This is a genomic window from Anaerobacillus sp. 1_MG-2023 (assembly GCF_030547345.1).
Lineage (GTDB): Bacteria > Bacillota > Bacilli > Bacillales > Guptibacillaceae > Guptibacillus > Guptibacillus hwajinpoensis_B.
In genome coordinates, this window is the sequence record NZ_JAUORD010000004.1 from 1 (window position 1) to 23,265 (window position 23,265).

At 36.5% G+C, this 23,265-nt stretch carries 27 protein-coding genes and 2 pseudogenes; 6 read left to right on the forward strand and 23 right to left on the reverse strand.

Features of this window, described 5'->3' with window-relative positions; translation table 11 throughout:
- Positions 1 to 205: 205 nt before the first annotated feature.
- Positions 206 to 487, reverse strand: a complete 282-nt coding sequence (locus Q4550_RS08535; RefSeq protein ID WP_303531779.1) for a hypothetical protein — start codon at positions 485 to 487, stop codon at positions 206 to 208.
- 189 nt (positions 488 to 676) lie between these two features.
- Between Q4550_RS08535 and Q4550_RS24635 the strand changes: the two are divergent.
- A pseudogene (locus tag Q4550_RS24635) lies at positions 677 to 916 on the forward strand (helix-turn-helix transcriptional regulator); the annotation flags it as partial.
- Between the two features lie 390 nt (positions 917 to 1,306).
- Here Q4550_RS24635 and Q4550_RS08540 read toward each other — a convergent pair.
- From Q4550_RS08540 to Q4550_RS08550, 3 genes are read right to left on the reverse strand one after another with little or no spacing between them, the layout of a single operon-like run.
- Positions 1,307 to 2,938 (reverse strand): recombinase family protein, encoded by a 1,632-nt coding sequence (locus Q4550_RS08540; protein ID WP_303531781.1) that lies wholly within the window; start codon positions 2,936 to 2,938, stop codon positions 1,307 to 1,309.
- Position 2,939: 1 nt separating this feature from the next.
- Positions 2,940 to 4,427: a recombinase family protein gene (locus tag Q4550_RS08545; RefSeq protein WP_303531782.1), complete on the reverse strand. Its 1,488-nt coding sequence runs from the start codon at positions 4,425 to 4,427 to the stop codon at positions 2,940 to 2,942.
- A 44-nt stretch (positions 4,428 to 4,471) separates the two neighbouring features.
- The gene (locus tag Q4550_RS08550; RefSeq protein WP_303531784.1) at positions 4,472 to 4,609 is read right to left on the reverse strand and encodes a hypothetical protein; all 138 of its coding nucleotides are present in this window, start codon (positions 4,607 to 4,609) and stop codon (positions 4,472 to 4,474) included.
- Between the two features lie 104 nt (positions 4,610 to 4,713).
- Between Q4550_RS08550 and Q4550_RS08555 the strand changes: the two genes are divergently transcribed.
- The gene (locus Q4550_RS08555) at positions 4,714 to 5,058 is read left to right on the forward strand and encodes a helix-turn-helix domain-containing protein (RefSeq protein WP_303531785.1); all 345 of its coding nucleotides are present in this window, start codon (positions 4,714 to 4,716) and stop codon (positions 5,056 to 5,058) included.
- Positions 5,059 to 5,295: 237 nt separating this feature from the next.
- On the opposite strand, the gene Q4550_RS08560 is transcribed toward Q4550_RS08555, so the two are convergent.
- From Q4550_RS08560 to Q4550_RS08580, 5 genes and pseudogenes are all read right to left on the reverse strand, one after another.
- On the reverse strand, positions 5,296 to 6,105 hold the full coding sequence (locus Q4550_RS08560; protein WP_303531787.1) for a toll/interleukin-1 receptor domain-containing protein: 810 nt from the start codon (positions 6,103 to 6,105) through the stop codon (positions 5,296 to 5,298).
- Between the two features lie 227 nt (positions 6,106 to 6,332).
- Complete coding sequence (locus Q4550_RS08565) at positions 6,333 to 7,835, reverse strand: recombinase family protein (protein WP_303531790.1); 1,503 nt, start codon at positions 7,833 to 7,835, stop codon at positions 6,333 to 6,335.
- Positions 7,836 to 7,958: 123 nt separating this feature from the next.
- A pseudogene (locus Q4550_RS08570) lies at positions 7,959 to 8,372 on the reverse strand (sigma-70 family RNA polymerase sigma factor); the annotation flags it as partial.
- Positions 8,373 to 8,495: 123 nt separating this feature from the next.
- Positions 8,496 to 8,654 (reverse strand): hypothetical protein, encoded by a 159-nt coding sequence (locus Q4550_RS08575; protein WP_303531793.1) that lies wholly within the window; start codon positions 8,652 to 8,654, stop codon positions 8,496 to 8,498.
- A gap of 53 nt (positions 8,655 to 8,707) precedes the next feature.
- Complete coding sequence (locus Q4550_RS08580) at positions 8,708 to 9,148, reverse strand: Rrf2 family transcriptional regulator (protein WP_194219467.1); 441 nt, start codon at positions 9,146 to 9,148, stop codon at positions 8,708 to 8,710.
- Between the two features lie 197 nt (positions 9,149 to 9,345).
- Here Q4550_RS08580 and hmpA point away from each other — a divergent pair, with 197 nt between their 5' ends.
- Positions 9,346 to 10,560 (forward strand): NO-inducible flavohemoprotein, encoded by a 1,215-nt coding sequence (hmpA, locus tag Q4550_RS08585; RefSeq protein WP_303531796.1) that lies wholly within the window; start codon positions 9,346 to 9,348, stop codon positions 10,558 to 10,560.
- A 42-nt stretch (positions 10,561 to 10,602) separates the two neighbouring features.
- On the opposite strand, the gene Q4550_RS08590 is transcribed toward hmpA, so the two are convergent.
- From Q4550_RS08590 to Q4550_RS08615, 6 genes are all read right to left on the reverse strand, one after another.
- On the reverse strand, positions 10,603 to 11,049 hold the full coding sequence (locus Q4550_RS08590; RefSeq protein WP_303531799.1) for a hypothetical protein: 447 nt from the start codon (positions 11,047 to 11,049) through the stop codon (positions 10,603 to 10,605).
- A gap of 107 nt (positions 11,050 to 11,156) precedes the next feature.
- Complete coding sequence (locus Q4550_RS08595; protein WP_303531802.1) at positions 11,157 to 11,588, reverse strand: hypothetical protein; 432 nt, start codon at positions 11,586 to 11,588, stop codon at positions 11,157 to 11,159.
- 92 nt (positions 11,589 to 11,680) lie between these two features.
- Positions 11,681 to 12,502: an ammonia-dependent NAD(+) synthetase gene (gene nadE, locus Q4550_RS08600; RefSeq protein WP_303531803.1), complete on the reverse strand. Its 822-nt coding sequence runs from the start codon at positions 12,500 to 12,502 to the stop codon at positions 11,681 to 11,683.
- Between the two features lie 196 nt (positions 12,503 to 12,698).
- Positions 12,699 to 12,842, reverse strand: a complete 144-nt coding sequence (locus Q4550_RS08605; RefSeq protein ID WP_194219462.1) for a YrzI family small protein — start codon at positions 12,840 to 12,842, stop codon at positions 12,699 to 12,701.
- A gap of 121 nt (positions 12,843 to 12,963) precedes the next feature.
- Positions 12,964 to 13,098 (reverse strand): hypothetical protein, encoded by a 135-nt coding sequence (locus tag Q4550_RS08610; RefSeq protein ID WP_276511805.1) that lies wholly within the window; start codon positions 13,096 to 13,098, stop codon positions 12,964 to 12,966.
- Between the two features lie 33 nt (positions 13,099 to 13,131).
- The gene (locus tag Q4550_RS08615; protein ID WP_303531807.1) at positions 13,132 to 13,272 is read right to left on the reverse strand and encodes a hypothetical protein; all 141 of its coding nucleotides are present in this window, start codon (positions 13,270 to 13,272) and stop codon (positions 13,132 to 13,134) included.
- Positions 13,273 to 13,776: 504 nt separating this feature from the next.
- Between Q4550_RS08615 and Q4550_RS08620 the strand changes: the two genes are divergently transcribed.
- Together Q4550_RS08620 and Q4550_RS08625 are read left to right on the forward strand one after the other, a co-directional pair.
- Complete coding sequence (locus tag Q4550_RS08620) at positions 13,777 to 15,318, forward strand: hypothetical protein (RefSeq protein WP_303531809.1); 1,542 nt, start codon at positions 13,777 to 13,779, stop codon at positions 15,316 to 15,318.
- Complete coding sequence (locus Q4550_RS08625) at positions 15,315 to 16,004, forward strand: OmpA/MotB family protein (RefSeq protein WP_194219459.1); 690 nt, start codon at positions 15,315 to 15,317, stop codon at positions 16,002 to 16,004. The genes Q4550_RS08620 and Q4550_RS08625 overlap by 4 nt, the downstream gene beginning before the upstream one ends.
- 71 nt (positions 16,005 to 16,075) lie before the next feature.
- On the opposite strand, the gene Q4550_RS08630 is transcribed toward Q4550_RS08625, so the two are convergent.
- The 6 genes from Q4550_RS08630 to Q4550_RS08655 form a co-directional block, all read right to left on the reverse strand.
- Positions 16,076 to 16,306: a YrhC family protein gene (locus tag Q4550_RS08630; RefSeq protein WP_303531811.1), complete on the reverse strand. Its 231-nt coding sequence runs from the start codon at positions 16,304 to 16,306 to the stop codon at positions 16,076 to 16,078.
- A gap of 115 nt (positions 16,307 to 16,421) precedes the next feature.
- Positions 16,422 to 17,555 (reverse strand): bifunctional cystathionine gamma-lyase/homocysteine desulfhydrase, encoded by a 1,134-nt coding sequence (locus Q4550_RS08635; RefSeq protein WP_194219457.1) that lies wholly within the window; start codon positions 17,553 to 17,555, stop codon positions 16,422 to 16,424.
- A 3-nt stretch (positions 17,556 to 17,558) separates the two neighbouring features.
- Complete coding sequence (locus Q4550_RS08640) at positions 17,559 to 18,482, reverse strand: PLP-dependent cysteine synthase family protein (RefSeq protein ID WP_194219456.1); 924 nt, start codon at positions 18,480 to 18,482, stop codon at positions 17,559 to 17,561.
- A gap of 15 nt (positions 18,483 to 18,497) precedes the next feature.
- Positions 18,498 to 18,965, reverse strand: coding sequence for an S-ribosylhomocysteine lyase (locus Q4550_RS08645; RefSeq protein WP_194219455.1), 468 nt, complete (start codon positions 18,963 to 18,965; stop codon positions 18,498 to 18,500).
- Positions 18,958 to 19,662: a 5'-methylthioadenosine/S-adenosylhomocysteine nucleosidase gene (mtnN, locus tag Q4550_RS08650; protein ID WP_194219454.1), complete on the reverse strand. Its 705-nt coding sequence runs from the start codon at positions 19,660 to 19,662 to the stop codon at positions 18,958 to 18,960. The genes Q4550_RS08645 and mtnN overlap by 8 nt, the downstream gene beginning before the upstream one ends.
- Before the next feature lie 19 nt (positions 19,663 to 19,681).
- Positions 19,682 to 20,320 (reverse strand): class I SAM-dependent DNA methyltransferase, encoded by a 639-nt coding sequence (locus tag Q4550_RS08655; protein ID WP_194219453.1) that lies wholly within the window; start codon positions 20,318 to 20,320, stop codon positions 19,682 to 19,684.
- Between the two features lie 161 nt (positions 20,321 to 20,481).
- Between Q4550_RS08655 and Q4550_RS08660 the strand changes: the two genes are divergently transcribed.
- Positions 20,482 to 20,688, forward strand: coding sequence for a YrzA family protein (locus Q4550_RS08660; RefSeq protein WP_194219452.1), 207 nt, complete (start codon positions 20,482 to 20,484; stop codon positions 20,686 to 20,688).
- 31 nt (positions 20,689 to 20,719) lie between these two features.
- Here Q4550_RS08660 and Q4550_RS08665 read toward each other — a convergent pair whose 3' ends face one another.
- Both Q4550_RS08665 and Q4550_RS08670 read right to left on the reverse strand, forming a co-directional pair.
- Positions 20,720 to 21,400, reverse strand: coding sequence for a DUF1510 family protein (locus tag Q4550_RS08665; RefSeq protein WP_303531822.1), 681 nt, complete (start codon positions 21,398 to 21,400; stop codon positions 20,720 to 20,722).
- An 80-nt stretch (positions 21,401 to 21,480) separates the two neighbouring features.
- Entirely contained in the window at positions 21,481 to 23,208 is a 1,728-nt protein-coding gene (locus Q4550_RS08670) for a peptidoglycan D,D-transpeptidase FtsI family protein (protein WP_303531825.1), read from the reverse strand.
- Positions 23,209 to 23,265 lie beyond the last annotated feature (57 nt).

Sequence of the window (23,265 nt, forward strand, 5' to 3'; positions counted from 1 at the left end):
GAGCCCCTATAAGTATAGAGCTCAGGCTGCTTAAAAATGCTTTTTAATTCCTGTCTACTTGACAGGGGTCACTTCAACGACCGAGTTCCCTTTATTATCATTATTACCAATAAGCGCTAATATAGCTTAATTTATAACTACTTCCGATTTGTTATAATTTAACGTGTGATTTTCATTTTTAGCAAAGCGAAATTTTCTCAGGTTATTACTTTAGGATATTCATTGCAAAACTATGAGCCTCACGAATTCCTGCAACCGTATAAACCCCAATAAAAATATTATAAAAGCTCATTACAACCGACTTTTGTTCTTCAGTTACCTTCTCTGATTCATCAAATTTAAGACTTTCAAAAATACCAACACCATTCCAAATTTCATCGATTGATAAATTATTATTTAACTTTTTACTAAACTCATTATAAAATTTTCGAATTAACTTTTTCTCTTGTTGAATCTTTACAATTTGTAAAGGGTATCCCTGATTCATACTGTTCAACCGTTCCTTTCGCTACTCCTTGGGTATTTTTAATATGACCAATTATTGTGTTACATTCAAAACATTTTAAATTAATTGTTTGACGTATTATGACATCCTCAGTAAGCGAAGTTAATATATAATCGTAAAATAAATAAGTAATTTAAAATTACTTCGATATTCAAATGAACTCAAGAAGATCCAGCCCACAAAGTCGGAGTAACAAAGCAGACCATTAACGCAATTAAAAACGGAAAAGTGATTCCATTAAAGAAGTTAGCACTTGCCATACTAAGTTTATTCACACCTTTGACTCTTCTACCATCAGTGGGTAAATTATTGGTTTCTGGAGTAGCATGTGGGGAAGATCTTATAGCAGGATCAATTGGCAGCTTCTATCTATATAGAGCTGTTTTTTCTTTTCTTAAAAATGATAATTAAAAGTGTGTAAAACTGGCTGTTCTGGCTTATTTGTATGCGGTTAATAAATCTTCATTGCGCTATTTAAGTCCTGATTAACTTTGTTGGTTTTTGTCTATATATAGCTTTACAAACGTCCTTACCTAAATACCGAGAAATGTATTCTTGAAACTACCTTTTCACCGAGAAGTTTAAATACAAAAATTCTCTTTTATAAAATATAGATCTAAATAAACTTTAAATTCCCTAGTACAAGCCGAATTTCAGTAGTATCAGTCTCGGCAAAAGGATAGGAAAGGGATCCCTTTCCTATCCTTTTGCCGAGATTAATCATTAGATTGTCCATATGACCTACCTATTTACCGAGAAATATTAAAGAAATAGCATTGTCGAATTTCGCAATGCTCCTCTTCAATCAAAATTCAATTCTATATCTAACCTATGAGTTGCTTCCACATTAATTTTTGCAGTCAAATCAACAATAATATTATTAACCACACCTTTATGGGTATTACCACTTATGTGACGTGTTACACTTCCATCACTAGAATATTCTAAATAAACCTTCTCGAGTAAATGAATAGCAAGTCTTCGAAAAACAGTTTCATCTTCCATCCCAACATAACCATATTGAAGTTCTTTATATAATTCGTTCCACAGGGTAAAGTCGGTTAAAACCAAATCAATATGCCTTACTTGCTTTTTCTTTGAGTTAATACTCTTCTTATAATTTTTAATGTCGTTATTAATTTCTTCTCTGTATACTTGTAGGATATCAATAAGATCCCTACTTTCTGCTGTGTTATCACTCATAATTTTTTTTAATTCCAAGTTGGCTTTTTCCATTTCCAAAAGGGATTCACCTAATAACCCTTCTAGAATTTTTATTTCTTCACCATAAGACTTCTTATCAGCAGCATACGATTTTTTCACTTCGGAAAATAGGTTATCTGGAGGTCTCATAAAATCCTTTGTTATTAACACATTTACAAGTATATAGAAAACATAATCATGAATTTCAGAAGTCTTTACTCGAAGACTACATTTTTTACAGTAATAAATCTTGCTTCCATACACTTTACCATTTGAACTTTTTGTTTTTTGATTTTTAGGGTGCATTTTGCAATCACATTTCTTGCAAAACAACAACTCTTTCAAGAAAAATGGTGTAGTATAATGGCGCGGAGGTATTTTTCTTTTTCTCTTATTTTCATAAGTTCTAAAGCAGTATTCCCATTCTTCCTCGTCTATTACTGCATTAATCAATGGACTCTTTCCCATAATCCATTCATCACGTTCTGTAATTGAATTATGGGCATTCCGTTTTCTTTTGTTCATACTCATGTATCCCATGTAAAATGGATTGGTAATAATTGTCTTGACCGCTTCTTTGGTCCAAGACTTTAAGTTACTTGAATCCCCAGAAATTTTTTTAGCTATGGACTGAAATCCAAGCCCACGCTTATATAAACCGAAAATCGTTTTGACTATTTCAATTTCCATAGGTATTTCAATCAACCTCTTACTTAACGAATCATAACAGTATCCATAAGGGGGATTACCTCCTGTCCATTCACCCTTTTGAACTTTATATTTGAATGTATCGCTAGTTCGATCTCGATTATTATCTGATTCAAATTTTGTCATTCCATCTTTAACAAGCTGTGGGACCAATTCACCTGAGTCATAAAAGCTATTATTATTGCTTAATACGACTGGGATGTTACGATCGCTAAAAATTTTTCTAATATATAAGTGTTCCACTGGATCTCTTGCTAACCGATCATTACTATAAACTATTACATAATCAAAATTGTCATTCTCGGCATCTCTGAGTAGATTACCCAACTGTTCTCTACTCAATAACTTTTTCTTAGTCGCAGAAACGCCATTATCTAAATATTTTTTTGTTATTTCACACCCATACTGTTTAGCTAACATTTCTGCTGAATGAAGCTGCATTTTCATGTCCTGCTTTCTAGTTGAGTATCTTCCATAAAAGACTCCTCTCTTTTCAGGGACTAATACCTCTTCAATTTTCAAATTATCGTACCTCCTTAAAGGTTTCAAATGGGTGCAAAAATTGAAAATCAAGAATTATTTTCTTGTCTTTTCTTACTACTATTTTTAAAACTAGGTCATCAATAAACTTCTTCGCGATTTGTGGTTCTATATGATAAATGTCCTTTTCCAACACTTTATTTGTAACTTTGTGTTTAAGCATAGAATCATATTCTTGATCGATGACTTTAATATCTTGAAATAATTGATTGTTTTTAACTTCTAAGTTATCTAATTTGCCCTTAATATTTATAAGTTCGAGTTTATTCTCTTCCTTTTTATCTACTTCCATCTCATTCATCCATTTCTTAGTTACCTCTACTAATTGCTTTTTTATATTCTTTGCAGATTGTAGGTTGTCACTAAGTAATTTGTTAATTTGCATTTTTTGTTCAGTGTAGTACCTCTGTGCATACTTTTCATAGTTGTCCTTCAGAGTCCATGTGAAATAATCGTTAACTCGTTTTATTACAATAGGCTCAATATCTTCCTTAAATATTTTTATTTTTGAGCATTTACACTCATAGGTACCGACTAATTGCCCTTGCCTTTGCCTCTTATGATTTTCCAATAATTGAGAACATAAACCACAGAACAATTTAGAATTTAACAGAAAATATAATTGCTGCTCTTCTTTCTTTTTAGGTCGTTTAGGCTTTAAATATCCAATTATTCTTTGAGCTTCATTCCATTCTTCACTACTAATAATAGCGGTCCCTTTCGTTTCCCTAAAAGCTGGTTCTCCATTAAAATACATAATCCGTTCTCCACGAAAAATAGGATTTTCCAAGAGTTTTTCAATTTTCTTCACCTCCCAAATTGCCCCTTTTTTTGTTTTTAATCCAAGACCTTCTATATGTTTTTTAATTTGATTTAGTTCTTTGAATTCTTTACTTAGGACCAAATCATAAAACTGTTTAACTATAATTAACTCTTCTTCAACTCTAAGAATTTTAGATTCTTTTTCATCAAGACTGTAACCATATGGAAGCGATCCTATATATGATCCGTCTTCAAACTTACTTCTCTTGGCTTCACTAATACGTGCTTTTTGTTGTTTGATTTCATGTTCGATCAATCCTGATAAAATCAATTCTATAAAATCTCCAAAATTACTATTTACAATTGGATATTCACTATCAGCTGTAAAGTGGATTTTCACTTGATTATCTTTTAGCGCTCTATATATCTCCATATACTCAACTGATGTTCTAGCTAATCGGTCACGTTTATAAACCAATAAATTTTCAATTTTCCCTTGCTTCACATCTTCTAATAGACGACTCATTTGAGCCCTGTCTTCTAACTTGTTTTTTATAGCTGAAGTACCTCTATCTTCATAAACACCATCATTATCAATTGGCATGATATGTTTAATCGAATACTCTAGAGCCTTGCTCTTTTGAACAGCAATTGAATTTTCCTGTAATTCTTCATTCGAATTTCGATAGTAAACCACCGTTTTTTTCAAAGTAACCCCTCCTTTCCATATATACACTTATGCCGTGTATAGACTTACTTAGAAGTTTTATTTAGTAAATGGTTTTTAACCAATTCAACATACGCTTCATACCACTGTTTAGCAGCTTCTGGATCATGTTTATACTGAATCGATCCAATCTCGAATTTATTTTTCGACATTTTTTTACCCATATTCTCAACCTTTCTGTATTGTTTTACTAGCTAGTTAAAGGAAAAATTTATCTTTATATAGAATAAGGACTTAACAACAGAACTAGACAAGGGAGGTTGTTTTATTGCTAAGTAATCTTGGACCGAGAATCCGAATAATTCGTCAGCAAAAAGGGATTAGCTTAAATAGCTTTGCAGAGAAATTAGGTGTTTCTCCTGGCTATTTGAGTAACCTTGAGACAGGTAAAACGGATACAATACAGCTTTCCATAATTGACATCCTTAATAAAGAATTGGGTATCTTCCCCAATGAAGACCTCAAAGAAAATGATGACGATAATGAATTTGTTTTCCGCTTGAAACGAAATATGCAATTACTGAATATACTTCATAATAACTCTCCCCAAGAAACTGAATACCTAATTGCCGTTTTAGAAAAGGGGATAGATTTTTTTCAAAAAAAGGGATAACGCTCTCCACCTTTACATTTTATTTAAATGATCACACATATTAAAAGCTTCTTTTTTAATCATGGCCGCTTTTCAAAACATATATTCATTTTGATAAACAATAATTTACTATAATGAATAATCATTACTCTGTAACATAAAAAAGGTACGCTTTTAAATAAAAGCGTACCTTTCCCCATTTTATAGTAGATAATTATCAGTTATAACACTATCAAAATTCAAAATCTTAAACAAAATCTAAACCCTAAAGAAAGGCTCTCCTAATTGTAAAGGTACCGCTTTGATAATTTCCCTCAATGCTTCAAGTTCATTTTTGGGTTCTTTCCAAACATATTGTTGCAAAAGATCGGGAACAGTGCCTTTTTCCCCGTCATCTTCTAGAACTAACGTAATTATAGAGAATTGACTCCCCTTTTTTCTTTTTTCAGATATTGCATAATCCACTTCAGTAGCTAAAAAAGCTTCATCCTTAAAATTAGGGGTTATAAAAAATATAGCTGCACAAGAATCCGTAAAACCTCCTCTAATGCCTCTTTCTAAAGAGACACCTGCGTGCATTGCATCTTCATCTAGCCAGGGGTCAAATCCAACTATTTCTAATGTGCTTTTAAAATTTCTTACCATTTCTTTATCTACACCTTTATGGCTTAAGAAAATTTTAATACCAACCACTCCCATCACTACTTCATGTCTTTGCAATAATTTATGTAATTCTGATTCAAAATTACTGCCATCAATTTTCAATATTACTATTGAATCTCTAGGTTGAAGATGGTAGTCATTTATGAGTTTTATTCTTACTCTTTCGATATTATTTTCATTTATTTCATTAACACCTAAGTTTTGATAATTGAACTCTGCAACAGATGAAGCAACCATTCCTCTATTATTAGTATCCTTAAAAATAACAATAATATATTGATTAAACTTGCCATTGATAATATTAAATCCTGATAATATCGGCCAACTATTAGTTAAATGTGGATATTTCTGATTAATTAGTTCTCTATACTTTCCACTTATCATTTCACTTGCATTTTTAGGCATAAAATCCCCCTTTTAGATAACGAGTTAGCATATTTTCCATTTTATCACAATCGATTCATTTTTGTTTAATAAATAGGAATATTCTCATAATAATAATTACTCTTTTAGAACTCAACTTTTAGACGAATCTATTTTATAATAAATAACAAATAGGTATCAAAGTTACTTTGATACCTATTTTTAATCATGATTAATATACATTTGGGCTGAAGGTCAAATAAGATTTTTTAATATGTGAATATTTTTACTGAACCACATTTGGTCACTTGAATTTCTTTGACAACCATGCGAATTAAATTTTGTTTCTCTTCAAAATTAAGAAGTTGTTCTTTCGAAAAAAAGTAATCCATTGCTGCTTCTAAGGTTTCGTTACTTTTATTAATATCTTGAAAACTAATTTCCTCTTCTAACTCATTAATAGCCTTTATAATTTCTAATTCTTTATTTTGCAATTCAACCAACATAGTGCGAAATTCCTGAACATCTATATCTTCATTAAACGTCATGAATTTTAACAATCTACTTTTGGCCTTTTTATTTTTTTTTAATTCTTCATTTAATCGGATAATTTCATTTTTTTCATACTCCAAAGAATCCTTAAGGTTGCCTTCTGCTTCAAATAAACTCTCTGGACACCTTAACCAAGATTCTAATTTATCCCATACCTGATTATCGATCTGATCGGTTCTAATGCGGTTTCTACACCCCTTATGCTTAGCTCCTGACGTGTTTTTTTCATCGGTGTATATGAAATGGTATTCTCCCCAATTTTTTTGTCTACGCCCAGTCATTGTATTGCCACAGTCTACACACCGAAGCAGCCCACTAAGTAAATACTTATATTTACTTTGACCGCTCCACCTTCTTTTCCCTTGCTTTAATAGTTGTTGAGCATAGTCAAATTGCGACTGCTCTATTATTAAAGGTGAGGGAGTTAATATCCACTCTTCGGTCGGTCTAACTGTCATTTTTATTTTCTTTGAAGTATCGTTGTTGTATCGATTGCTTATCATTCCTTCAGTGTTCCAGCGATTTTGATAGAATTCGCCAATATATACTCGATTCATCAGTATTTGTTTAACAACTTGTCTATGCCAATGTTCTACTCTCTTTTTTGTAGGAATACCTTGAGCAGTTAAGAATTTTGCTATACCATTGACCCCTTTAAAGTTATTATTAGGGTTTGTGTAGAGTTCAAATATCATCTTCACAATTCTTGCTTCATATTCATTGATGACCAACTGTTCGCTTTCCTTATCGTAATCATACCCATAGATCTGAAAATTCCTTACTACTTTTCCCTGTTGTGCTTTTTCTCTTCTCCCTCTAGACATTCTTTCAGTGATTTTAGCTTTTTCAAATTCTGCTATTGCACCACGCATTTGATAAAAAAGCATTCCTTCAGGTGTCTTTTTATATTCACCATTTACAAAAATCAGTTCTGCCCGTTTCTCAATTTCTTCTGTCACAATTAACTGGTTCATTAATTTACGTGACAAACGGTCGGGATCTAGACATATTACTTTTGTGATAATTCCCTCTTTTAAATCTTCTCTTAACTTTGTTAAATTAGGTCTATTTAAAAACTCCCCAGACAATCCCTCATCCACATATTCTAAAATCCCGTCTTTTTGTCCTGCCTTTTCTCTACATGACCTAATCTGCTCTTTGAGACTGAATCCTCTTTTCGCTTGTTCCTCTGTTGAGACGCGAGCGTAAATCCCAATCATTATTTAGAAGACTCTCCTTTCCGTATAACTTCTTAAGATGTTGATAAGCTTTGGAACGAGCTTCCTTTGATTGTGCTCCCTCGATAAGTTGAATCTTCATCTTATCGCCTCCTAAGACAATGTATGAATTCGTACGATTGTCCTAGTAGAGTTGAGCGCAAATTCCTTCCAAATTTTTACGCTCATGTGTGTCATTAGGATTTCGTTCTCAATGCATCTTGCAGCATAGGTTGCTAGCTTAGTACCCTTGTCAGTAGAGTAGCTTTCAATTGCTTTAATTAATCCGATTGTCCCTATCGAAATGAGATCTTCAGGGTCTTCACCTGTATTTTCAAACTTCTTCACAATATGAGCGACAAGACGGAGGTTATGCTCGATCAGACGATTTCGTGCATCTTCATCACCTTTTGCCATCAGTTCTAAATACTTTCTTTCGTCCTTTCTTGAGAGAGGCTGAGGAAAAGCATTGTTCTTCACAAACGAGACAAAGAAAAGAACTTCCTTACATACGTAAGCAAGTGCTGCCAGTAATGACACATACTCACCTCCCAAAGATGGGCTTTTACTATATCTTATGTTTATGTGAATGCCTACCCCTACGTGTCTGTCCTTATGGAATTCTAATTAAAAAAATAAGACGCCCCTGACTGGAACGTCTTATCAACCGTTATGATCTCTCTTCTTTTCTCTTGCCCACTTCTCAGACATAACTTCTTCCCTTAAATACCGATGATGGGTGGAGTAACGTCCATACTTCAAACGTATAACTGTTAGGATAGCAACGATTCCGCCAAGACCTGTCAGCTCTAACCATTCCATACCTGCCACTCTCCTCTAATGACAGTATATTCATACATAATTAGATTGCTACGCTATAGATTAGTGTTGAATAGTTTAACGAGCATCTCATCGTTTATAATTAAATCAGACAGCTGATAACCATCAAGAACTTCAAAATAAGCTGATAAGGCATCATGTAGGACATGTTTTAATCGACAAGCAGGACTAATCACACAGCTATTATTTTCCTTATCAAAGCACTCCACTAAATTGAAGTCTTCTTCAGTGCTTCTTACAACTTTTCCCACATTAATATCTTCTGGGAGATGAGCGAGTCGCAATCCACCATTTCGCCCTCTAATCGTTTCGATATATCCATTTTTCCCAAGCTCATGTGCTACTTTCATGAGATGATTTTTTGAAATTTGATAGGCATTAGCGATTTCTTGTATGCTAGCTAACTTATCCTCTTTCATACTACCAAGATAAATCAGCATTCTTAACGAGTAATCCGTGTAATTAGTTAAACGCATGTTCCTTCAACCTCTTTTCGCTCCATTGTTCATGGTTCTATTTTATCATACCTCCTAAAGCATAGTGTTCTACAATGCTTTCTATAAGATGTGAACGTTTCTTTAAAGATGTATATTTTATATTGCTTTTCAAATAACAATTCGATACCATAAAGATGTATTAAAAATACACCTTTAAAATTATGGAGGTTTTATCTATGTTATCATCTAAAACCATTACTACAATTAAATCAACAGTACCTGTCCTCGAAGTTCACGGTACTGAAATTACAAAGCGTTTTTATGAAATGCTATTTGAGAACCATCCTGAACTATTAAATATTTTTAACCACGCTAATCAAAAACAAGGAAGACAACAACAAGCTCTTGCAAATGCAGTTTATGCGGCTGCCAAACATATTGATCAATTAGAAACTATTCTTCCTGTTGTTAAACAAGTTGCTCATAAACACCGTAGCCTTGGTGTTAAACCAGAACATTACCCAATTGTAGGAGAATATTTACTTAAGGCAATTAAAGAAGTTCTTAAAGAAGCTGCAACAGAAGAAATCTTACTTGCATGGGAAGAGGCCTATGGCGTCATAGCTAGCGTCTTCATCGAGGTGGAAGAAGAGATGTATGAAGATGCAGCAAAACAACAGGGTGGCTGGGACCTTGAACGTACTTTTGTTGTCGATAGGAAACAGAAAGAAAGTGATGTAATTACCTCTTTCTATTTAAAACCAGCTGATGGGAATCCAATTGCTTCATTTAAACCTGGACAATATATTAGTGTCAAAGTTCACATTCCAGGAGATCAATTCACTCATATTCGTCAGTACAGTTTATCTGACGTTCCTGGTAAACCTTACTATCGTATATCTGTGAAAAAAGAAAAAAATCCTTCAAAACCTGACGGAATCGTTTCCAACTATTTACACGACAATATTAAAGAAAATGATGAGTTAAGCTTAACCGCTCCTGCAGGTGACTTTTATTTGGAGAAAGATCAATCTCCAATCGTTCTTTTAAGTGGTGGGGTAGGTATAACACCTATGCTAAGTATGCTGAAGGTCAGCGCAGATCAAAATAGAAAAACGACTTTTGTTCATGCAGCACTTAATGGAAATGTCCATGCTTTTGACGAGGAACTTAAGACTCTCAATCATCCATCTATGGACTATTTCGTATGTTATGAATCCCCTACGAAAGAGGATTCTATGAAAAACAGTTATCAAAAAGAAGGATTTGTAACGAGCGAATGGTTAAAAGAAATTCTTCCATTAGAACACAATACGCATTATTATTTCTGTGGACCACTTCCATTTATGAAGGCTGTTAAAGAAGCATTAACAAAGCTCGGAGTCGATGAAGATAAAATGCATTTTGAGTTTTTCGGTCCAGCCGTCGCTCTAGAACCATCAATGGCATAACCGAACTTCTAAACATTAAAGAAGCGCCAAATAGGCGCTTCTTTAAATTGTTATAATAACCGTGTGATTTCGTTCCTTTATGAAAGAACTAATTTCATCCCAGTCCTTTTCAAATGGAATATAAGGGGCAAAGATAGGCTTTTGAGTATTTTCGTTAATAATAGCAATAACTGGGGAACCGTTTATTTTTCCAAACATAACTTCTTTAACGGACGAAAAAGCTACACTTCGACAGCTAAATCCTAGTAACTTGTGTTCGATCCTATATTCTGTTAGTTCGATTCGCTGTGTTCGAATGCAGAAACTAAGAAAGGTACAAAACAAGACATAAATGAGCCCAATTAGCATGAAACTTCGCCAGCGTTCAAATGTTAAATCTTCTTTTAACCACAACAATAGGGTGCCAAAGCAAACGACAATACTATACACAAGCATCATAAAAAATTCGACTGCTTTCACTTTCGGGTAATACGTTTTGATTACCTTCATAAACGTCACACCTTTACGTTAAATGGATGTGAAGCACGTTTTTCACTTATTTTAACAAGGTGTTTATCATCTGTATATGTTTTCAGAAAATTACATATTATAAAATTTTACTTATAAAGCTTCATAGAGTGTTCTTTTAGAAGCGCTAGAATGTCCTTGAATTGTGGAACAAGATTGTAAGCATAGTTCCAGGCATTATTTTCAATTAGGACGGATACTTGCTTCTTCATTTCTAAACACTCAGTATGTGCCCTCTTACTAGCTAAAATAGGAAGGTTAGAGTCTGCGGCATGACCAAGTTCATGAGCCAAAATCACAGTGAAAAAATCAAGAAATTGTTCCTCTGATCCAATTAACTTAACACACTGCGTTCGTACCTCTTCTACATAAATTGTGACTTGATTCGTTTCTAATGAATATTTTCCTCCTATTAGTCTTCGCTCAGGAAAATAGTCTTTTAATTGAATTTGCACATCTAAACCTGAATCTCTGAGAAGCTTGTGACTAATGTCTTGAAGATAATTTAGATTATCGCTCATGTCCCCAAACCCTTTCACCTTGATAGCGCCATCTCCTGTTTTATTTATTCATACGCAAAAAAAAGAGACCTTATTCAGGTCTCTTTCTCATCTTACTTCCACCAGCTATCGAATATTGTTGCGGCCATGTTTCGCTTATGCTTTGTTTTAATGAAATGATTCTCAATTGTCTTAGAAGCCTCTTCAGGAACTTCTTTTCCTTCAAGGTAATCATCGATATGCTTATAACTTACTCCTAGCGCTTCTTCATCAGGAAGTGCTGGGCGATCATCTTCTAAATCAGCTGTCGGCACTTTCTCCACAAGATGGTCTGGCATACCGATTTCTTCAAGAATCGCTCTACCTTGACGTTTATTCAAACCAAAAAGAGGCGTGATATCGCATGCCCCATCGCCATGCTTCGTATAGAAGCCCGTCACAGCTTCTGCTGCGTGATCTGTTCCAATAACAAGCTTCTTCTCATCGCCTGCAATGTTATACTGAGCAATCATTCGCTCTCTAGCTTTGTTATTGCCTTTTATAAAATCAGTAAGGCTATTTCCTGTGGCTTCAAGATATGTTGAGACTGAAGCATCAACGGCAGGTTTAATATTAATCGTAACCGTTTGATCAGGCTTAATGAACTTGAGTGCGGCCTGAGCGTCATCTTCATCACTTTGCTCTCCGTATGGTAATCGCACAGCAATAAAACTTGCATCAGTTCCTTCTTCACGAAGTTCCTCAACTGCAATTTGTGCAAGACGCCCTGCAAGTGAAGAATCCTGTCCACCTGATATTCCAAGAACAAATCCAGTTGTTCCACTTTTCTTGAGATAATCTTGTAAAAATCCAACGCGCTTTTTGACTTCTTCTTTTACATCAATTGAAGGTTGTACACCAAGCTCTTCAATAATTTCTTTTTGCATTTCTCTCATTATTGTCACTCCTTTTAAATACCACATCTCTTATTTTTATATAATTTTCTCTACTAATCAATACCCCTTTGCCTACTTTTAAAAACAGATTCAGCTATATGTACACTACTATTTTGACTCGCATCTTACCTTTTCATACAAAATAGCGATGCATTCAAGAAAATAGTCATAAGGCAGGGAGCGCCTGCCTTATGACTTATTGATGGATATAGAAACTTTGTTTGTATTGGTTTGAATCAATCAGTTCTTGCCTTCTCTTATGGTCTAATTCCTGATCAAGCGTATGCCGATTACGTTTGATCGAAAAAGTGATTGTAACAAACAATAAATGTAAAGTCATTCCACTTCACTCCTTTCCAGATAGATTACTTCAGGTTAACCCTTTCTCTACTGCGATCCATTTTTGAATGGCTAATTTCTTCTGATCGATAATCATCATTCTCTTCCTTTCCGTTTTGGTATTAATGCATCCAGATTGGTTTTTCACTTCTTACATTCATTTGTCTTTTCACTCGCAAATAATGTTGTTCCTCAGCTAAAGTTCGTTCATGAACGCGAAGACGAATTGTGACAAAAACTAAATGTATCGTTAACATGATCATTTCTCCTTACTGTCTTTTAAATTAGGATTACCACATCGAAGCTCGGTTTCGTTTCATTTCGGCTTCTGACATGCGTTGATGAATGGAGCGCTGATGTAGTTCCGTAGATAAACTACGATGAAAAGCACCCTTCACTTTTGTTATGATCATTAAATGGAATGGCAACATGTTAACGACCTCCTTTCTATTCAATTACTTCTGGGGACCCATTTTTTCCTTTTTAGTTGCTTTACGTTCAACACTTTTCCATTTACCATTTACATTCCTCCTCTCCATTTTTGGACACAAAAAACCGCAGGATATTAGCCTGCGGCAAAAAAAGCATAGAAAAGCCACAGGCATCGACCTGCGGCTTTTCAATCCGATATTAAAAAGGATTCCTCTTATCGAGGCACTGGTCGAACAGATTGTGCATATTCAGTTACAGTCGTTGCATCTGCTTTCATCATTTTCATCATTCTGTTCGACCTCCTTTTTTCATATTTGTTTACAAAGGTAAGTATATCCAAATCCACCATTTAAGTAAACCTTTTTTACTAAATTTCCTAAATATTTTATTTATATGAATATTTTCGACAATCTTCAACATTGACCTAAATCCCCTTATATTATAAGAAACCAAGAAAGTTCTGCTAAAGAGGACATACATATATACAAAGTGGAGGTGAACATATGCTGAACGTGACAACAATCGTCCTCTTTATCATTGGATTTCTTGCTGTGTTCGGGGTAACAGCTACGATTCAGATTAGTTTACAAATGAAAAAATGGCTCCGAGATATTGAGAATGCTGAGATACAAAATGATTCAACGACTCATACTGCACCATGGATTCAAAATGTTATGAAAGAATACAAGTCATACCATTTAGCAGGCGTATCTCAAGTCAATACACAAGCTCTTATTGAGAAACATTTCTATAAAGAATCCGTTCCTCTATTTGGCTTTGCTCGTGTTCCAGCAGGTGGAATGATGCGATTCATGCAGCAGCTACCCCCTACCTCCATTATCATAGGAATACTAGGAACTTTTATCGGACTTACACTCGCCATTTCATCGATGCAAGAAACGCTTATGTTTCTTTCACAGAAACCAGAAGATGCAAACCTCAATCTTGCTTCCGTGATTGAAGCGATCTCAAGTCCTTTTCAAGGAATGAGCGTTGCATTCATCACAAGCATAGCCGGGATTGGTAATGCTCTATTTTTAACACTTATCCAAAATGGTGTATTAACAAATGGGCGAACAACTGCTTATTATTTGGAGAAAATCATTTCGGATTGTGAGTCCCTTCTTGATCATAATCTAAATGCAAGCTTAACGCAGGAAAAACCTCACGATGAAATGGAACGCATTTTAGATCGCCTTGCAGGTAGGATTCAAGATAGTTTTCATGAAACACTTGGAGATTTTTCGACCAATATGGTCCACTTTACAGCTGGTCTTGAACAGGCGATGAAAGACGTTCAAGCTACATTAACAGCTCAACGTGAATATACCGAACAATTCTCAAGTAGTACCGAGACGTTGGAATCATTCGGCATAAAACTTAAAGACTCATTTACCCAACTTGACGGTGTTCAAGAAAAAGCAACGAACGGAATTATCGATCTTGGGAATCGATTAAAATCACTCGAAAGTCAACTTCAATCTTTATCTAAACACCATGAATCTGGTCAGCGTAAATTCGAGCAGCTTGTTCAACGATCGGATCAATTAATCAAGGAAACTCAAAAGAAAGCAGAAGAAACAGGTCAACATTACTTAAGAGGCTTAGATGAACAAATGCAGCGGTTCCAAGGCTCGCAGGAGGAGCTTGAGAGGCGCGTTCACCAAATGCAGGATGAATGGTATTACCGCTATCAAGATAAGCAAAATCAATATGGAAGAGCTTCTCAAGAATTCGCTGAATCAGTTTTACAGCTTGAAAAAGCCTGGTATAGCTCTCTCGATAAAATTAAGCGTGAAGCACTTGAGCCAATTATTCATCGAATGGAACGGGACCAGCGTGATCAACCTCTTCAGCATGAAATGAGAGCTCTATCAAACAGTCTTGATTCTCTTTACCAAGGTCTAGCTCGAGAGCTAAAAGATATTCAACACCAGCTCTCAGAATCACATCAACTACAGCTACGCTTGTACGAGGAGCAAATGCGTCGTCAATCTATGGCACAGCAGCATGTCCAATCAAGGATGATTGGTGACAATCGATGAAAAATCGAAAAAGGCGATTTCAAATACAGAGTGATGAAGAACATTATTGGCCTAGTTTTGCTGATATGATGGCGATGATCGTTCTTGTCATGCTCTTTATCGCGATCATCGCGTTCGTTCAAATGATCTATGATGCATATGACCAAACGGTTATGAAACAAGAGCTTGCCAAAGTAGCAGATGTCAAAAAGCATATTAGTGATTTAATTGAGGAACAGCTTGAAGAAAACGTTGGCAAAGATAAGATCGTTCGCGGACCAAATAATACGATTTCAGTCGAAGGAGATATTTTATTTGATACAGGAAGCGCCGAAATTAGCCCTCAGGGGAAAAAAGTTTTAAACGACCTGGCGGATGTTTTTGCTAATTTAATCGATGAAGAAGATATTAGTCAGTACCTCTATATCATCTTAATCGAAGGACATACTGATAAAGTTCCCTATGATAACTGGAAACTTTCAGCTGATCGCTCTGTCGCAGTTGTAAAGGAATTGATGAAAGCAAACCCTAAACTAGATACTCCAGAATATGCAAAATATTTAGCGGCAACGGGATATTCAGAATATAAACCAGTTATTGAAGAAGATACAAGTGATGCGTACGAGAAAAACAGAAGAATCTCTTTTCAAATTATTCTTGATGACGAGAAATGGCAGGGACGCCTTAAAGAAATCATGACTTATTAGGAAATACAAAAGCCGCTTCCAAAAAAGAAGCGGCTTTCATTAAAACATATGGATCATTCATCATATATCGTTTAATAGTTTATATCTTGCTCGTTTATTTTTTTTTGAATAGCGATAGCGCGAGAATAGAAGAAAATCGCAATCCCAACGAGTACAAACCCACCACCCGTTAAAATAAGGGCTGCACCATCCGTCTTCCCTTCAACTGGAAGAAAAGAACCAATATATAAGAAAACACTAAGACTAAGCAATACAAACGCAAAACGTTTATAATCTGTCATTTTGTCTTGAAGTTGCTTCATAGCGCTCACCTCTCCCGTCTCTTATTCTACCATAAGAAACGGGTCTACTAGAGATGTAACTCTTTCCAATCATTAAAGAGCCCTTATCCAAATATATCAGATAAGGGTTCTACTATTATCCTAATGCGTTTGAAAGGTCTTCAATTAAATCATCTGCATCCTCAAGTCCAACAGAAATACGTACAAGACCCTCTGTGATGCCGAGCTCATCTCGTCGATCTTTCGGAATAGAAGCGTGAGTCATGCGAGCAGGAACTGAAATTAAACTTTCCACCGCTCCTAAACTTTCAGCAAGAGTAAAATATTTCACTTTGCTTAACAGCTCATCTGCTTTATCAGCACTTCCGATATCAAAAGAGATCATACCACCAAAGCCACGAGACTGATTAACAGCGATATCATTACCTGGATGTGTACTTAGCCCAGGATAATATATTTTCTCGACTGATGGGTGATTACTAAGGAATTGGACAATTTTCGCTGTGTTTTTCTCATGCTCTTCCATCCGAACCCCAAGTGTTTTCAATCCTCTAATAAGCAGCCATGAATCCTGCGGTCCAAGAATGGCACCTGCCGAATTTTGAACAAAATGCACTTCTTCCGCCAGCTCTTTTGAATTAACAACAACAAGTCCAGCAACGACATCACTATGCCCGCCTAAATACTTTGTTGCTGAGTGAAGAACGATATCAGCACCATGGTCAATTGGATTTTGCCAATAAGGCGTATTAAACGTATTATCAACGATTGTTAGAAGATTGTGGTCTTTTGCCAATTTGGAGATGGCATTAATATCGGTCACCTTCAACAACGGATTCGTTGGTGTTTCAACGTAAATCGCTTTCGTATTATCCTGAATCGCAGCTTTAACAACAGCTAAATCAGTCGTATCGACAAAAGTTGATTCAATACCAAGACGGTTTAAAACCTTTGTCATTACACGGTAAGTTCCACCGTAAACGTCATCCGTCATAACAACATGATCTCCAGAATTAAACATCATCATAACAGAGGAAATGGCTGCCATTCCGGATCCAAATGCAAATCCTGCGACGCCATTTTCAAGGTCTTTAATCAGCTCTTCTAGTGCATGACGTGTTGGATTCCCTGTTCTGGAATATTCATAGCCGTTGAACTTTCCTACAGCTTCTTGTTTGTAAGTACTTACTTGATAGATCGGTACCGATACAGCTCCAGTTTGTGGATCACCGGTAATCCCACCATGAATAAGTTTTGTTTTTGGCTTCATTGGTTAAATGCCTCCTTGATAAATCTTCTTACTTAAGTATCGTTCACTACTATCTGGAAAAATCGTAGCGATATTTGTTCCGGGACGAGCGTGCTGTGCTTCGATAAGAGCCGCCTCGAGCGCTGCTCCAGAGGAACTTCCAACTAAAAGGCCCTCTTTTTCAGCGAGCTCTTTTACACGTTTGAAGGCTACTTCATCTGTTACGGTATGAATACTATCAAAGTAGGCTTCGTCCATATAATCAGGTAGAAACTCCATACCAATCCCCTCTGTTTTATGAGGACCAGATTCTCCACCATTTAAAATGGATCCCTCGGGTTCTACAATAACGGTTTTCACATTCGCCTTCTGCTCCCTCAAATAGCGAGCTGTACCCATAAATGTTCCACCAGTTCCAGCCCCAGCTACAAAAACATCAAGCTCACCGTCAAGCTGCTTCCACAACTCTGGACCAAGTGTTTTGTAGTAGGTTAGTGGGTTAGCAGGATTACCAAACTGACGAGGCATGTATGAATTAGGGATTTCCTCAATTAGCTCTTCAGCTCGAGCTATTGCCCCTTTCATTCCAAGCTCAGTAGGGGTATTGACAATTTTCGCACCAAGCGCCCTCATTAAATCCTGTTTTTCCATACTGAATTTTTCTGGAACCACAAACATCACGGTGTACCCTCGATTAACCGCTGCAAGAGCAAGACCAATGCCTGTATTTCCAGCTGTAGGCTCAATAAATGTTCCGCCCGGGGCTATTCGATTATGATCAATCGCTTCCTGAAGTAGTTCCTGACCAAGACGATCTTTAATACTTCCCCCAGGATTATAAAACTCTAACTTTGCAAAAAGGCGAACGCCTCCTGGTAGATCAAAATGATGGAGCTCGATGACCGGAGTTCGGCCTACGAGCTCATGAATATTATGAAAGATTTCCATAGCGTGAAATCCTTTCTATTTGGCGAAGATAATGTGCCACTCATCACGATGTGTCAGCATTTCGTCTGCGATTTCTTTTGCTCCTTCTAAACTATGGTTAGCAGCCCAGCCGCATTGTACTTCGTTGCACGCTGGTACTTCTTGTGCATTTAGAACATCCTGCAATGTTTTCTCGAGTACTTCTAGAATCTCGTCGTAGTTTGAATGATTTAGAACCGCAAGATAAAACCCAGTCTGGCATCCCATCGGACCAATATCAACAACGTTCTCCATATGATTACGAATATTTTCTGCCATCAAGTGTTCGATTGAGTGTAGACCAGCCATTTCCATGTGCTCTTTATTTGGTTGTTTGAAACGAATATCATACTTATAAATCTCATCACCATTTGGTCCTTTTGTTACGCCTACTAGACGAACATATGGTGCTGCTACCTTTGTATGATCAAGATTAAAACTTTCTACATTCATTTTTTTAGCCATTCTTACTCAACTCCTCCACTAGATTTAAAATTAAGTTTGCTGAATTAATTGAAGCTGTCTCAAGAAATTGATCGAAAGAAATATTTGATTCTTTTCCTGCAATATCAGAAAGTGAGCGGATAATCACAAAAGGTGTACCGAACTGATAACAAACTTGTGCAATCGCTCCTGCTTCCATTTCTGCAGCGTCTAGGTTCGCAAGTTTTGACCTGACATAGTCAACTCTCTCCGCATCATCCATAAAGGAATCGCCAGTCGCGATCATTCCTTTTACTACCTGATGTTCCGTTACTTTCTCAGCACTTCGCTCAGCAGCTTCAACAAGCATGCTGTTCGGTTCATAAAGAGCCGGCATTTGAGGAACCTGGCCGTATTCGTAACCAAAAATGGTTGCATCTACATCATGGTAACGAACTTCTGAAGAAATCACGATGTCGCCTACTTTTAATTCAGGATTAAATCCACCCGCAGAGCCTGTATTGAGAATGTAGTCTGGTTTAAATAGTTGATTCATTAATGTTGTTCCGATGGCCGCATTCACTTTACCAATGCCTGATTTTAAGAGAACTACCTCCTGGCCATCTATGCTTCCTGTAGTGAACTCAGATCCTGCAATCACCTGTTCTTCTCTGTGATCGAGACGGTCACGTAAAATTCTAACTTCTTCTTCCATTGCTCCAATAATACCGATCTTCATGACGAACTCCTTTACTTGTTCAATTTTTGATGGCTTCCATCAACCAAACAAAATCGTTTAGTTGAGTAAAAGTAACGTCGAATCCATGCTTTCGAAATAATGTCTCCAACACTGAAATCGTCGTATAATATTCCGACTGTAAATCTTGTAGCAAATTGTAATATCCCTTTGCTTTCACTTTCTCATGCATCTTTACTCTAGCATTGTCATCCTTAAATGCTGTATCCGCAAATACAATTTTATCATTTTGAGCCAGTAGTTGGCTATATTTGTGAATGGCGATACTTTTTTCTTCGTCAGTGAGATGGTGAAATGCATAGGTACTCACGATTGTTTGTACAGGGTTAGTCGGAGTTGGAAAATCCATAAAATCACCATCATGAAGCGTGACATGAGGTAATCTTTCACTCGCCTTTTCTCTCATCGCTTTTGATGGCTCTATACCGGTTACCGACAAGCCTTTCTTAAGTAGAATAGAAGTTAAGTTCCCTGTTCCAACGCCAAATTCTAACACGTGGCCTGAGGAAGCTTGAGCAACTGCAGATAGAATGCCGTCGTATCCCTTAAAGACATCACGATACTCTTCATCTTGACCAGACACCGTTGTGTCATACGAGTCAGCCCAGCGCTCAAATAAATCAATAAACTCTCTTCCCATTGCTGTCACATCGCTTTCCTGTTTTTAATTCATAGTATTAAGGTATGAATAATATGCATTATGGTTCTAACTTATCATATTCTTTTTTGAATATCAATTTGTATGATTTAACAAAAATGTGTACACTGTTATGTGGATAGTATTTTAAGGAGGAGCAATAAATGAGTTTTTCCCTTGAACGGATAGATGATAAAGTAGAATTTTTCGAAGGATTTTCGCTTGAAGAAATCGAGAATAAAATTCAGACTCAGATCGATAACAACCGTGCACTGCTGCTTCAAGTTCATTCTGTTCAGCATCACGCTCTTACACATGAAAAAACAGGCAGACCTTATTACTCTGCTGTTGTTCATTTTAAAGCTAAATAAAAAAAGCAGGAGCATTTGCTCCTGCTTTTTGTTATTCTGGCTTAACACTAACCGGCTTCCAACCTTCTCCATCAACCCACTCAAGTTCGATGTAATAGACTTGATTTCCAGATCCTGCTTTACTAACACGTGCAAAGGACTTTTGTGGCCCACCATTACCACCTATTCTCCAGATCGTCATTTGATCTTCTGATAGACCCATAACAGATTCTGCAGCTTTTATTTTTTCATTCCAGTCATCAGTACCTTTGGTATAACTGGATTTATGTGGACCTGATTGCACTGTACCCACCGGCTCCCACGGCCCTTCTAGATTTGGTTCACCTGGCTCTTGATCAGCTTCTTCTTTGTCCTGATCTTCTTTATCTTCTTTCTCTTTATCGTTCTCTTCTTTTTCTTTCTCTTCGTCAGTACTTTCATCTTTTGAACTATCTTGATCAGCGTTACTGCCAGAATCTGAATCATTGGACTCTGAATCCTTCGAGTTGGCTTCATCAGAAGTAACGGCATCATCACTGCTCTCATTCGATTTTTCATCTGTACTGGTTTGTGCTGTTGGTTGTTCTTCACTTGCTGTTTGTTGAGAGTCGTTACCCGTAAACACAATGTTGGCAACAAGTACAAGTATCACTGCGAGAACAATTCCAATTAAACTATTTAATACGATATTTTGTTTTCTCTTTGAATGTCGGTCCCCATATCGTGATCTCAAACCCATCCACTCCTCTATTTAGCTGTTGCTCTTATTTTATCATCTCTAAATGATTCGTAGAAGGCTTGACTTTTGTTTCGTTATTCTCTCTCAAATTGTTGCAACAGCTTAACGATTGCAGCAAAAGCTTCATAAGTTTTATATTCTTTCTCCTTTCGTTCGAAATCAACAACAACCAAAGCATACTTTGGAGAATCATAAGGAAAGTAACCAGCGAACCACTGATGATCAAATGACAAATCTTCACCAAGTTCAGCAGTACCTGACTTACCAGCTACTTTTACTGGTAAATCAGCTAAATATGTGCGACCGGTTCCGCTTACGACTACTTCTCGAAGCGATTCTTGTAGTGACTTTACTACCTTATTCGAAAGTTTTCCGTTCAAGTTTCTTTCACTAAAACTAAGGAAAGTTGTGCCATTTTTATAAAGTATGTCACTAACGGCCCTCACCTGTTTTGCTTCTCCCTCTCTTCCAATTGTCGCCATCATATTGGCGATAGCCAGTGGACTTAACTTAACATTTAATTGCCCAATCGCTGTTTGGTCAATCGCCTTAATCACAACTTTATCTTTATCATCTTTAAAAAAGACCGGTTCCGACTCGTCGGGAAACTGTTTAAAATCTTCGTAATGATAGAGCATACCTTCCCAACCAACAGTTTTGCCAATCCCTAGTTTTTTTGCAGTATTTTCAATCACATCCGGATCAATTTTGATGAGCTCTTCAGCAAGTTCTGTGAAAGCGGCATTGCAGCTAGCTGCAAAGCTACTCTTTAGGTTCATGATTCCTAGGTCACGATTCCCAGGTCCATCTCGATATAAATTTAGATCACAGTTGAATGTGCGGGTATCTTTTATACCGTGCTCATAGGCAGCTGCTAGAATAATCGTTTTAAATACCGAACCTGGAAAATACCCTTTTACCATTTGATTAACTGCGCCTTCTCCAAGTGGATCATCCGATTCAAAGAGAGGACGACTCACCATTCCAATAAGATTGTTCGATTCGATATCAAGTAAAACGGCTCCACCATTTATAATACCTGCTTCATCTACCGCTTCCTCAAGACTGTGCTGAATCTCCATATCCAACGTTGTCTTCACTTGAAGGGGATAGAAAGAGTCTGTTGTTGAAAAAAGCTTCACATCAAGTCCGAGAAGAGGGTTTCCCTGACGATCTGCATGATAAAGGAGTGTGGTGTCTCCTTCAGATATTAAAAAGGGATCAAAAGCAGCCTGGAGTCCTGAAATACCTAATTTAGTGTGTTCATTAATTGTTCCTTCTGTCCATTTCTCAGGATATTTCGATTTGATTAGATCTGGATTTGGTCTTACGCTTCCAATAACATGAGCAGCTAACGGATTTTCGTTCAATGGTTTATTTACAGCGTAAACACCCGGAATACTTAATTCGTTTATTTGCCTCATCTGTTCAGATGTTAGTTTTTTTTCATAATTAAATGGTTGCTTTCGCTTATCAAAAGAGCGGTCGAGTTCATCAGGAGACGTCTTTATAATCTTTGCTACCTCTTCTTTCGGCCAGTCCCGATCTTTTAAAAACGGAAATAGAACCAAAGCTGGAGTGGTCTCACTCATCGGTACACCATTTCGATCTAGCATCGTTCCCCTTCCTTCATCTAGTACATAAGATTGGGTACGCTGATCGATGCTAGCTTCAATTAAATTCACTCCATGCTTTGAATAAGATTCCGTTTCAACTAATTGTAGCTGAATCAAACGCCCAACTAGCAAGAACATTAAGCACATAAAGAGGAAACCAACTCCGGTCACCCTTCTCCTACTCATACCACTCACCTCTATATGAGTGTCGACCGATGTCCCCTATTTCAAACATAAGTAACC